Origin of the sequence: Blastococcus sp. KM273129, assembly GCF_021698995.1 — a bacterium.
GTDB lineage: Bacteria > Actinomycetota > Actinomycetes > Mycobacteriales > Geodermatophilaceae > Blastococcus.
In genome coordinates, this window is sequence record NZ_SSXB01000103.1 from 1 (window position 1) to 11810 (window position 11810).

The window sequence follows — 11810 nt, forward strand, 5'->3', positions numbered from 1 at the left end:
CTCCACTCCACGCCCGGAGGTCCTCCCCTCACAAGATCCCTCAGTCAGATCCCGGAGTCACAGCTCCTCGACCAACGTCTCCGGTCAGTACAGCTAGCCAGCGCTCCAGCGCGTCGCCGTAGGCGTCGTCCGCACCCGGTGCCCCCGCCGCGAGCGCCTCGGTGGCCGCGTCGAGCAGCACCTGCGCGGCGGCGACCCCCGTGCGCCGGGCGAGCGCGGCCACGACCGTCTCGCCCACGCGCCGCTCGTGCTCCTGCGGCAGGTAGCCGAGGGCCGCGGTCGGCGGGCTGAGGGAGATGCTCCCGGACTCGGCCGGGAGCTCCCCGGCCAGCGTCCGCAGCAGGGTGGACTTGCCCGCGCCGTTCACCCCGACCAGGCCGACGACGTCCCCCGGGGCGACGACGAGGTCGAGGTCGGAGAAGAGCACGCGGGCGCCGTGACCGGCTGCCAGTCCGCGGGCGACGAGGGTGGCGGTCACCCCTCCAGCCTGCCAAGCGGCCGGACGGGGGTCAGTCCCGGCCCGCCGGTGGGTCGTCCGCGACGTCGAAGGCGTCCTCGTCGTAACCGCTGCCGGGGTCCTCCGCAGCCGCCCGGGCGCGCCGCACCAGCCACGGCTGCAGGTGGTCGTAGCCGCGGACGGAGACCCGCCGCAGCGGCCGGACCCGGTAGCCCTCCAGCGGGCGCAGCCGGTCGGCGAGGTCTCGGTCGACGAGCAGCGCGCGGGGGCGGGCCAGGGAGGTCAGCCGGCTGGCCAGGTTGACCACCGGCGAGTAGACGTCGCCGAGCCGGGTCAGGACCGCGCCGTACGCCGCCCCGACCCGCAGCGGCGGCCGGTCGTCGGCCGCCCAGGCGTCGGGGAGCTCGAGGCCGATGTCGGCCGCGTCGGTGGCCGACCGCGCGGTGAACAGGACGCCGTCCCCGACCGTCTTCACCACCCGGCCGTGGTGCCGGGCGATCACCTCCGCGGCGGTGCTCTCGAAGTCCTCGACCATCGCGCCCAGCTCGCGGCCGCCCATGCCCCGGCTGCGGGAGGTGTAGCCGACCAGGTCGGCGAAGCCGACGGCGAGCTCCCGGCGGTCACCGGGCCCGGTCGCCGCGAGCAGCCGGTCGACGTTGGCGACGAGGTGGCGGCGCCACACGTAGTCCTGCACCGCGCGCAGCCGGGGCAGCAGCGCCTGCGCGGCGGCCACCGCCCGCTCGGTGGTCGCGGCCGGGTCCTCGTCGGCCCGCGCGCCGCGGAGCAGCGCGTCGGCCAGCATGTCGGTCTGCCAGTCGGCCAGCCGGGACAGCGACTGCCCCATCGCCCGGGCGATGGAGGCCTCGCTCCCGGCGTCGACGAAGCCGGAGTCGATCAGCGTCGAGAGGACGCCGAGCGCCGCGATGTCGGCGTCGGTGAAGGCGGGGTCGTCGTCGGCGGCGTCGGGGAAGCCCAGCGCCCGCCACAGCCGCTGCGTCCGCTCGGGCGGCATCCCGGCCATCCGCCCGACGTCCAGGCGGGTGTACCGGCGGGGGCCGTCGAGCAGCAGCCGCTCCAGCGCCTCGCGGACGCCGAGGTCGGGGTCCTCCCCGGGACCACCCATGCCCGTCGCGGACCTCAGCCGGTGGTGTGGACGATGAGCACGTCGCACTGCGAACGGCGGGACGCGTCGGCCGGCACCGACCCCAGCAGCCGGCCCTTGATCCCGCTCAGCCCGCGGTTGCCGACGACGAGCAGGTCGGCCTTCTCGCGGCGGACGACCTCGAGCAGCGTCTCGACCGGGGAGCCGGTCACGGCCACGGTGCGCACCTCGCCGGCGCCGGCGGCGAGGGCGCGCTCGGCCGCGGTGCGCACGGTCTCCTCGGCGGGGTGCGACCCGACCACCTGGTACGCCTCGTCGCCGAGGACGTCCTGGGCGCGGGCGAGCTCCCGCTCGTCGGTCTCCGCGGGCAGGTAGGCGCAGGCGACCACGAGCGTCGCGCCGCAGGCGCCGGCCAGCGCCCCGGCCCGGGCGACGGCGCGCAGCGACGACTCCGACCCGTCGGTGCCGACGACGACCGTGCAGTAGGCGTTCACGGGCTCGCTCACGGCGCGCACTCTAGGCGACGCCGGCCGGCGGTGTGCCCGGGGTCACGCGCACCGGACCGGTGAACGTGGGGCGACATGCGCGCGCAGGCTCCCGGATCGTCACCGCGGTGCGCTTGGATGGTCCGGACACGCGTCACCAGCCGAGGAGGAGCGTCATCGCCACCCCCCACTCCCCCGTGACCGGCCCCGTGCGGGTCGAGGTCCGGGGGCTCACCAAGTCCTTCGGTTCCGTCCGGGCGGTGAGCGACCTGGGCTTCACCGTCGAGCCGGGCACGGTGACCGGGTTCCTGGGCCCGAACGGCGCCGGCAAGACGACGACGCTGCGCATGCTGCTCGGACTCGTCCGCCCCGACGCCGGGACCGCCACCTTCGACGGCACCCCGTACACGTCCCTGCGGGAGCCGGTCCGCACCGTGGGCGCGGTCCTGGAGACCGCGTTCCACCCCGCCCGCTCCGGCCGCAACCACCTGCGGGTCTACTGCCGCGCCGCCGGGCTGCCGGTGGAGCGCGCCGACGCGGTGCTCGCGCAGGTCGGCCTGGCCGACGCCGGGCGGCGGCGCGCCGGCGGCTACTCGCTGGGCATGCGCCAGCGGTTGGCGCTGGCCACGGCGCTGCTCGGCGACCCCGCCGTCCTGGTGCTCGACGAGCCGGCCAACGGGCTGGACCCCGAGGGCATCCAGTGGCTGCGCGGGTTCATCCGCCACCTCGCCCACGAGCAGGGGCGCACGGTCCTCGTCTCCAGCCACCTGCTCTCCGAGGTCGAGCAGACCGTCGACCGCGTCGTCATCGTCGGCGCCGGCCGGCTGGTCCGCGAGGCCTCGATGGCGCAGCTCCGCTCGGGCGCCGAGGGAGGCGGCACGGTGCTGGTGCGCAGCCCGCAGGTCGCGCGGCTGGCCGAGTCGCTGCGCGCCGAGGGCATGCCGGTCACCCTCGACGGCGACGACACCCTCACCGTCGCCGGCCGCACCACCGCCGAGGTCGGCGCCCGCGCCTTCGCCGCCGGGGTGGAGCTGCACGAGCTGCGCTCGCGCACCAGCGGCCTGGAGGAGATCTACTTCCAGCTCACCGCCGGCCAGGAGCAGTACGCCGCCGGTGCGACGTCCCCGGAGGGCTCGCGATGACCAACCTGATCCGCGCGGAGTGGACCAAGCTGTTCACCACCAGGGTCTGGCTCGGCCTGCTCCTCGGCGCCTGCGTCATGGTGATCGGCTTCGCCGTCCTGCTCACCGCGTTCGCCGGCAACCCGGAGTCGGGCATCCCGGCCGTGGGCACGCCGCTCTACGAAGAGCTGGCGATGGCCAACGCGGTCAACGTCAACGTGCTGTTCCTGATCGTGGGCATCATCGGCATGACCCAGGAGTACCGGCACCGGACGGCCACCCCGACGTTCCTGACCACCCCGCGCCGGGGCAACGTCGTGATCGCCAAGCTGCTCGCCTACGCCGTGGCGGCGGCGCTGTTCGCCCTGGTGGTGCTCGTCGTGAACTACGCGGCCGTCGCCGTCCACGCCGGCGCGCGGGGTGCGGCTCCCGCGCTGGACGCCGACAACCTGGGCACGCTCGGCAGCGCGGGGCTGGCCCTGGTCATCTACGCGATCATCGGCGTGGGGCTGGGCGCGCTGCTGCGCAACCAGGTGGGCGCGATCGTCGGCGGCCTGGTCTACCTGTTCGTCATCGAGCCGATCATCCGGTCGATCCCGGCCACGTCGGGGGCGTACAAGTGGATGCCGGGCGGTGCGCTGGAGGCACTCACCGCGACCTTCGAGGGTCCGGACCTGCTCGAGGCCTGGCAGGGCGGCCTCCTGCTGCTCGGTTACGGTCTCCTGGCGGCCCTGCTGGGCACCTTCCTGGCGGTCCGCCGAGACATCGCCTGAGGGGCCGGGGCCTCCCCGCACCCCTGCACCGGTCGAGCGCACGCGCCGGGCAGCCCCGAACGCAGAACGGAGAACGCGTGACCACTCGCATGACCGTCCAACGGCTCGGCCGGCTGGTCGTCGACGGCGAGACCGAGGCCGTCCGGTCAGCGGTCGCCGAACAGCCGCAGCTCCTCCAGGGGGTCGTCGAGCGGGACGGGCACGGCGGCTGGACCCCGCTGCACCTGGCGGTCGCCTGCGACCGCGCCGAGGTCGTCCGGCTGCTGGCCGCGGCCGGGGCCGACCTCACCGCCCGCACCGACCAGCACCGCACGCCGCTGCACCTGGCGCTCGAGCACGCACCCGACCTGGTCCCGGTGCTGGTCGAGCTCGGCGCGGTGCTCGACGCCCCCAGCGCCGCCTACCTCGACGACGTCGACCGGCTCGCCGCCGAGCTCGACGACGGCACGGCGCTGACCGACCCGGCCACCGGGGTCGACCTCCTGGCGTGGGCGGCGTTCGGCGGGGCCGCCCGTGCCGCCCGGCTCCTGCTGGACCGGGGCGCCGACGCCGACGGGGGCGCGCTGCACGCGGCCAGCGCCGGCGGCAGCGCGGAGCTGGTCCGCCTGCTCCTCGACGCCGGCGCCGACGTCGACCGCCGCGACGCCGACACCGGGCGCACCCCGCTGCACACCGCCGTGGCGGCGGGCGCGACCGGCGACGCACCGGAGATCGTCCGGGCGCTCCTGGACGCCGGCGCCGACGTGAACGCCACGACGCACGACGGCGCCAGCGCGCTCGACATCAGCCGCGTGGCGGCGGCCCGGCACCGGCAGGCCGACGAGGACCAGGCCAGCGGCAACGACGCCCTGGTCGAGCTCCTCGTCGCCCACGGCGCCACGCACTGACCACCAGATGGGACGGGCGCGCGGAACCCGCTCCGCACCCGGTCGGTGCCCCGGCACGGGCGTAGACTCGACACCCGGTCCAGCGACGCGCCCCTCAGACGCAGCCCCGAGACGAAGAAGGCACTCGACCCCGTGTCAAGCGTGAGTTCATCCCGACCGTCGTCCAACTCGTCCCCGGTCGCCGGGTTCGGCACCAACGAGTGGCTGGTCGAGGAGATGTACCAGCAGTTCCTCGCCGACCCGTCCAGCGTCGATCAGGCGTGGCACGAGTTCTTCGCCGACTACCGTCCCGGTCCGCCGGCCGGTGGCGACCGGGAGCACGCGCCCTCGGGGAACGCGGCGCCGACCCCGGAGAGGACGGCCCCGCGGGAGGCCACCCCGGAGAAGGCGGCGCCCGTGAAGGCTCCGGCCGCCCCCGCCAAGAAGCCCGACCTCCAGCGCCCGGCCGCCGGGTCCCAGCCGACGGGGAGCCAGCCCGTGCAGAAGACCGACCAGCCCGCCGCCAAGCCCGCCCCCGCGGCGCCCAAGCCGCCGGCCGGCGACGGCAAGCAGTCCCCGCTGCGCGGGGCCGCCGCGGCGGTGGTCAAGAACATGAACGCCTCGCTGACCGTGCCGACGGCGACCAGCGTGCGCGCGGTGCCGGCCAAGCTGCTGGCCGACAACCGCATCGTCATCAACAACCACCTGGCCCGGGCACGCGGCGGCAAGATCTCGTTCACGCACCTGATCGGCTACGCGCTGGTCCGGGCGCTGGACTCGTTCCCGAACATGAACAGCGCCTTCGCCGAGGTGGACGGCAAGCCGGTGCTGGTGCAGCCGGAGCACGTCAACTTCGGGCTGGCCATCGACCTGCCCAAGCCCGACGGCTCCCGCTCGCTGGTGGTCGCCTCCATCAAGGCCGCCGAGGGGATGGACTTCGCCGGCTTCTGGGCCGCCTACGAGGACATCATCCGCCGCGCCCGGAACAACAAGCTGACGATGGAGGACTTCTCCGGCACGACGATCAGCCTGACCAACCCCGGCACCATCGGCACCAACCACTCGGTGCCGCGGCTGACCGCCGGTCAGGGCGCGATCATCGGCGTGGGCGCCATGGAGTACCCGGCCGAGTTCCAGGGGATGAGCCCCGAGGTGCTCACCGAGATGGGCGTCTCGAAGATCATCACGCTCACCTCGACCTACGACCACCGGATCATCCAGGGCGCGGAGTCCGGCGACTTCCTGCGCAAGCTGCACGCGCTGCTGCTGGGTGAGGACGGCTTCTACGACGAGGTGTTCCGCTCCCTGCGGATCCCCTACGAGCCGGTGCGCTGGATGCCGGACGTGCGGGTCACGCGCGAGGGGCAGATCGACAAGGAAGCCCGGGTCATCGAGGTCATCGAGTCCTACCGGCGCAACGGCCACCTGATGGCCGACACCGACCCGCTCGAGTTCAAGGTCCGCACCCACCCCGACCTGGACATCCTCCAGCACGGCCTGACGCTGTGGGACCTCGACCGGACGTTCCCCGTCGGCGGGTTCGCCGGCGAACGGCTCATGGCGCTGCGGGACATCCTCGGCGTGCTGCGCAACTCCTACTGCCGCACCGTCGGCGTGGAGTACATGCACATCACCGACCCCGAGGAGCGCGAGTGGCTCCAGGAGCGGATCGAGGTCAAGCACGCCCAGCCCGACCGCGAGAAGCAGAAGCACGTGCTCGGCCGGCTCAACGCCGCCGAGGCGTTCGAGACCTTCCTGCAGACCAAGTACGTCGGCCAGAAGCGGTTCAGCCTCGAGGGCGGGGAGTCGGTCATCCCGATCCTCGACGAGGTGCTCATCGCCGGCACCGACCACGGCCTCGACGAGGTCGCGATCGGCATGGCCCACCGCGGCCGGCTCAACGTGCTCGCCAACGTGCTCGGCAAGAGCTACGCCAAGATCTTCGGCGAGTTCGAGGGCAACATCGACCCCGGCACCGTCCAGGGCTCCGGTGACGTGAAGTACCACCTCGGGGCCACCGGGAAGTTCCGCAACCCGTTCAAGCCCGACGCCGAGATCGCCGTCTCGCTGGCCAGCAACCCCAGCCACCTGGAGACGGTGAACCCCGTCCTGGAGGGCATCGTCCGCGCCAAGCAGGACATGATCGACAAGGGCGAGCAGGGCTTCACGGTGCTGCCCGTGCTGCTGCACGGCGACTCCGCGTTCGCCGGCCAGGGCGTGGTGCAGGAGACGCTGAACCTCTCCCAGCTGCGGGGCTACCGCACCGGCGGCACGGTGCACGTGGTCATCAACAACCAGGTCGGCTTCACGACCAGCCCCGGTTCGGCGCGCTCGACGCTCTACTCGACCGACGTCGCCCGGATGGTCAACGCCCCGATCTTCCACGTCAACGGCGACGACCCCGAGGCGTGCGTCCGGGTGGCCCGGCTGGCGGTCGAGTACCGGCAGCAGTTCAAGAAGGACGTCGTCATCGACCTCGTCTGCTACCGCCGCCGCGGGCACAACGAGGGCGACGACCCCTCGATGACCCAGCCGCAGATGTACGACATCATCGACCGCAAGCGCTCGGTCCGGAAGCTCTACACCGAGGCGCTCGTCGGCCGCGGCGACATCACGCTCGAGGAGGCCGAGGAGGCCCTCAAGGACTACCGCGGGCAGCTCGAGCGGGCGTTCGCCGAGACCCACGACGCGCAGGACTCCTCCAAGCCCGAGCCGGTCATGGACCCGCGCACGCCGCAGGAGTCCACGGTGCAGACCGCGATCACGCAGGAGGTCCTCAAGACCATCGGCGACGCGCACGTCTCCTTCCCGCCGGACTTCACCCCGCACCCGAAGCTCCAGAAGATGCTCGAGAAGCGGGCCGCGATGGCCAGCGAGGGCGGCATCGACTGGGCCATGGGTGAGCTGCTGGCCTTCGGGTCGCTGCTGATGGAGGGCGTGCCGGTCCGGCTGGCCGGGCAGGACTCCCGCCGCGGCACGTTCGTGCAGCGCCACTCGGTGCTCATCGACCGGGAGAACGGCGCGGAGTACACCCCGCTGGCCAACCTCACCGAGGAGCAGGCGAAGTTCTTCGTCTACGACTCGCTGCTGAGCGAGTACGCCGCGCTCGGCTTCGAGTACGGCTACTCCGTCGCCAACCCCCGGGCCCTGGTGCTGTGGGAGGCGCAGTTCGGCGACTTCGTCGACGGCGCCCAGATGGTCATCGACGAGTTCATCAGCTCCGGCGAGGCCAAGTGGGGGCAGCGCTCGGGCGTCGTCCTGCTGCTGCCGCACGGCATGGAGGGGCAGGGCCCCGACCACTCCAGCGGCCGGATCGAGCGGTTCCTGCAGCTGTCGGCGGAGAACAACATGACCGTCGCCAACTGCACCACCCCCGGCAACTACTTCCACCTGCTCCGCCGCCAGGCGCTCTCCGACGTGCACCGGCCGCTGGTCGTCTTCACGCCGAAGTCGCTGCTGCGGGCGAAGGCGGCGGTCAGCCCGGTGGAGGCGTTCACCGAGGAGGGCTTCCGCCCCGTGCTGCCCGACACCGGTGTGGGCGGAGAGCCGCTGGACGGCTCCGCGGTGCGGCGCGTGCTGCTGTGCAGCGGCAAGGTGGCCTACGACCTGATGGCGCAGCGGGAGAACGAGGGCATCGCCGACACCGCGATCGTCCGCGTCGAGCAGCTCTACCCGCTGCCGGCCGAGCAGATCCGCGCCGAGCTCGAGCGCTACCCGGAGGCCACCGACGTGGTCTGGGTGCAGGAGGAGCCGGCGAACATGGGCGCCTGGCAGTTCATGGCGGTCAACCTGCCCGAGGAGCTGCCCGAGGGCCGCACGCTCCGGCGGGTCAGCCGCCGGGCGTCGGCGAGCCCCGCGGTCGGCTCGGCGAAGGTGCACGAGGTCGAGCAGCGCAAGCTGGTCGCCGAGGCCTTCGCGGACTGACCGGCGCCCCGCCGCGAACACCGACGACGCCCGGCCCCCGATCACCCCGGGGGCCGGGCGTCGTAGGTTCTCCGGCATGTACTTCACCGACCGGGGCCTGGAGGAGCTGGCCGAGCGGCGCGGCGAGGAGCAGGTCACCCTCGCCTGGCTCGCCGACCAGATGCAGGCGTTCGTCGACCAGCACCCCGACTTCGAGGTGCCCGTCGAGCGGCTGGCCACCTGGCTGGCGCGCGGCGGCACGGACGACGACGACCTCGAGGAGTGAGCTGACCGTCCCGCCGCTCGGGCTGGTGGTTCCGGGAGACCTCACCGCGTTGCGCACGAGCGTGGTGACGGGCAGCCGTATCCCGCGCCCCGCGCATGCGCGAACCGTCCTCCGGTGCGCCTCCGCCACGGACAGCCCCGCAGGCCGCACGCTCGGTAGGTGCTCGGTCACTCCCATGCGCTCTCCGGCCTCGCGGCGGGCGCCGCGACGCTGCCGTGGGCGCCCGTCCAGGGCGCGGTCGCCCAGGGGGCCTGGGTGGCCGCCGTCGGCGGTTTCGCGATGCTCCCCGACCTCGACCACCGCAACTCCACCGTGTCGGACATGTGGGGCCCCGTCACCGACGTGCCGGCCGGGGCGATCGGCGCGCTGGCGGGCGGGCACCGCTGGGGTACCCACGACGCCGTCCTCGCGCCGCTCGCCTTCGGGGCGCTGGCCGTGGCGGCCACCGGCGCATTCTGGTCCAGCCTGCTCCTGATGGCGCTGGCCATCGGGCTCGCGCTGCGCGCCCTGCACTTCGTCATCCCGGGCCGCACCGAGACGACGATCCTGGGCAACCTGCTGCTGTCGTGGGGCGGCGCCTGGCTGCTGCTCGACCACACCGGCACCCCGTCGTGGCTGCCCTGGGCGGTGGCGGCCGGCGTGCTCACCCACGTGGTCGGTGACGCGATCACCACGGCCGGGGTGCCCGTCCCGCTGCTCTGGCTGGTGAAGCGCAAGCGACTGGCGCTCTCACCCATCCGCACCGGCGCCACCGTGGAGCGGGTCGCGCTGGTGCCGCTCTTCGTCGTCGCCACCGTGGTCCTCGCCTACACCAACACCGACCTGCACACCGCCCTCGACCCGCTCGTGGACCGGCTCACCAGCGCGGGCTGAGCCGGTTCACGGGCGCGGGTTCGTCCGCGTCCACCCGCGGTCGTCGCGCCGGGCACCCTGACCGGCGCGGCAGCGGCGGCACACCACCTGCACCTCCTCGGCGTGCCGCCCGGACTCCGGCTGCACGTCCGGCCAGCCGACGTGCGGGAAACGGGTGAGCCGCGACCGGCTGAGCGCGAGCCCGCACACCGTCTCGTTGCGCCCCCGTTCCCAGGCGTGCACCTCCCCGGCGGGGTACCTGATGCCGTCGTCGGGGTCGACCCACTGACCCGTCGCCGCAACGCTCGCCATGGGGCCCCGGTACCCACCGGTGCGGGGTCCGGCAAACGAGTCGCCGGAGGTGACCGGTCCCCGCAGAATCCAGGGGTGGAGAGACTTGCGGACAAGCTGCTGAACTGGGCGAGCATCCTCGACGACGAGACCCGCCGGCAGGCCGAGCGCACCGCCTCCCTCGACATCGTGCACCCGCACGTGGCGCTGATGCCCGACGCCCACCTGGGCAAGGGCGCCACCGTGGGCTCCGTCCTGCCGACGCGCGCCGCGATCATCCCGGCCGCGGTGGGCGTCGACATCGGCTGCGGCATGATCGCCGTCCGCACGCCCTGGACCGTGGACGAGGTTCGGGCCCGCGGCCCCCTCGCACCGCTGCGCGGTGACATCGAGCGCGCCGTCCCGCTGTCGGCCGGCCGCTACAACAGGAAGCTGACCGAGACCGCCCGGCGCCGGGTCGCCGAGCTCGAGGCGACGGCCGAGGAGCTCGGCGACCGCGTCCTGCACGCGGTGACGACGACGGCCCCGAACTGGGCGCTGCAGCTGGGCAGCCTGGGGTCGGGCAACCACTTCATCGAGGTGACCGCGGACGAGCGGGACCGCGTCTGGCTCTTCCTGCACTCCGGCAGCCGCGGGGTGGGCAACAAGATCGCCCAGAAGCACATCGCGATCGCGCAGGAGCGGGCGCGGCGCGACGGCCTCGCCCTGCCCGACCGCGACCTCGCCTGGCTGGACGAGGGCACCCCGGAGTTCGACGGCTACGTCGCCGAGCTGCGGTGGGCGCAGCACTTCGCGCTGCTCAACCGCGAGGAGATGATGGACCGGGTCGCCGACGCCCTGGCCCGGCACATGCGTGCCGACGCGACGCCGGAGCTCGAGAGGGTCAACTGCCACCACAACTTCACCCAGCACGAGCGGCACTTCGGCGAGGAGCTGTGGGTGTCGCGGAAGGGCGCCATCCAGGCGGAGGAGGGGCAGGCCGGGCTCATCCCGGGCTCGATGGGGACGGCGAGCTACGTGGTCACCGGCCTGGGCAACCCGGAGTCGCTGAACAGCTCGCCGCACGGCGCAGGCAGGGTGTACTCGCGGAGCAGGGCGCGCCGGACGTTCACGCGGGCCCAGCTCGACGAGTCGATGCGCGGGATCGAGTGGCGGCACAGCGACGCGTTCCTCGACGAGATCCCCGCTGCGTACAAGGACGTCGACGTCGTGATGGCCGACGCCGCCGACCTGGTGGAGGTCCGGCACACCCTGCGCCAGTTGGTGAACGTCAAGGGCGACTGACGCGCTACGGTCTCGATCCCGTGACCACCGTCCCACCCGGCGCCCGGCTGACCCGGGGCACGCACCTGGGCTACGCCACGGGCTCGATCGGGACGGCGGCGTTCGGCACGGTCCCCGGGCTGCTGCTCCTGTACTACCTGACCGACGTGCTGGGCGTGGCCGCGGCGATCGCCGGCCTGGTGGTGTTCGCGCCGAAAGCCTGGGACGTGCTGCTCAACCCGTGGATCGGGAGCCGCTCGGACCGCACCGAGGGCCGCTGGGGGCCGCGCCGGCCGTGGATGCTGGCCGGCGGGCTAGCTGTACTGACCGGAGACGTTGGTCGAGGAGCTGTGACTCCGGGATCTGACTGAGGGATCTTGTGAGGGGAGGACCTCCGGGCGTGGAGTGGAG

At 73.6% G+C, this 11810-nt stretch carries 12 protein-coding genes; 8 read left to right on the plus strand and 4 right to left on the minus strand.

The window, feature by feature from the left end; all coding sequences use genetic code 11:
• Positions 1-40: 40 nt before the first annotated feature.
• Genes E9565_RS22795 through E9565_RS19905 form a run of 3 tightly spaced genes read right to left on the minus strand, consistent with a single transcriptional unit; the run spans position 41 to position 2065 of the window.
• Positions 41-478 carry an ATP-binding cassette domain-containing protein gene (locus tag E9565_RS22795; RefSeq protein ID WP_308196171.1) on the minus strand — a complete coding sequence of 146 codons (438 nt, stop codon included), beginning with the start codon at positions 476-478 and terminating at the stop codon, positions 41-43.
• Positions 479-509: 31 nt separating this feature from the next.
• Positions 510-1580, minus strand: a complete 1071-nt coding sequence (locus E9565_RS19900) for an adenylate/guanylate cyclase domain-containing protein (protein ID WP_236824699.1) — start codon at positions 1578-1580, stop codon at positions 510-512.
• A 14-nt stretch (positions 1581-1594) separates the two neighbouring features.
• Complete coding sequence (locus tag E9565_RS19905) at positions 1595-2065, minus strand: universal stress protein (protein WP_236836569.1); 471 nt, start codon at positions 2063-2065, stop codon at positions 1595-1597.
• Between the two features lie 176 nt (positions 2066-2241).
• Between E9565_RS19905 and E9565_RS19910 the strand changes: the two genes are divergently transcribed.
• The 6 genes from E9565_RS19910 to E9565_RS19935 all read left to right on the plus strand — a co-directional run bounded on the left by E9565_RS19910 (position 2242) and on the right by E9565_RS19935 (position 9866).
• Entirely contained in the window at positions 2242-3186 is a 945-nt protein-coding gene (locus E9565_RS19910; protein WP_236824701.1) for an ABC transporter ATP-binding protein, read from the plus strand.
• Positions 3183-3938 (plus strand): ABC transporter permease, encoded by a 756-nt coding sequence (locus E9565_RS19915; RefSeq protein ID WP_236824702.1) that lies wholly within the window; start codon positions 3183-3185, stop codon positions 3936-3938. The genes E9565_RS19910 and E9565_RS19915 overlap by 4 nt, the downstream gene beginning before the upstream one ends.
• A 77-nt stretch (positions 3939-4015) precedes the next feature.
• Positions 4016-4825, plus strand: coding sequence for an ankyrin repeat domain-containing protein (locus E9565_RS19920; protein ID WP_236836570.1), 810 nt, complete (start codon positions 4016-4018; stop codon positions 4823-4825).
• 141 nt (positions 4826-4966) lie between these two features.
• Positions 4967-8728, plus strand: a complete 3762-nt coding sequence (locus E9565_RS19925; protein ID WP_236836571.1) for a multifunctional oxoglutarate decarboxylase/oxoglutarate dehydrogenase thiamine pyrophosphate-binding subunit/dihydrolipoyllysine-residue succinyltransferase subunit — start codon at positions 4967-4969, stop codon at positions 8726-8728.
• Positions 8729-8804: 76 nt separating this feature from the next.
• On the plus strand, positions 8805-8993 hold the full coding sequence (locus E9565_RS19930; RefSeq protein WP_236824705.1) for a DUF6104 family protein: 189 nt from the start codon (positions 8805-8807) through the stop codon (positions 8991-8993).
• A 159-nt stretch (positions 8994-9152) separates the two neighbouring features.
• A complete protein-coding gene (locus E9565_RS19935; RefSeq protein ID WP_236824706.1) occupies positions 9153-9866 on the plus strand; it encodes a metal-dependent hydrolase in 714 nt (237 codons plus the stop codon).
• Positions 9867-9872: 6 nt separating this feature from the next.
• Here E9565_RS19935 and E9565_RS19940 read toward each other — a convergent pair whose 3' ends face one another.
• On the minus strand, positions 9873-10157 hold the full coding sequence (locus E9565_RS19940) for a hypothetical protein (protein ID WP_236824707.1): 285 nt from the start codon (positions 10155-10157) through the stop codon (positions 9873-9875).
• Between the two features lie 75 nt (positions 10158-10232).
• Here E9565_RS19940 and E9565_RS19945 point away from each other — a divergent pair, with 75 nt between their 5' ends.
• Positions 10233-11420, plus strand: a complete 1188-nt coding sequence (locus E9565_RS19945) for an RtcB family protein (protein WP_236824708.1) — start codon at positions 10233-10235, stop codon at positions 11418-11420.
• A gap of 20 nt (positions 11421-11440) precedes the next feature.
• Positions 11441-11770 carry an MFS transporter gene (locus tag E9565_RS19950; protein WP_236836572.1) on the plus strand — a complete coding sequence of 110 codons (330 nt, stop codon included), beginning with the start codon at positions 11441-11443 and terminating at the stop codon, positions 11768-11770.
• The last annotated feature ends 40 nt before the right edge of the window (positions 11771-11810 follow it).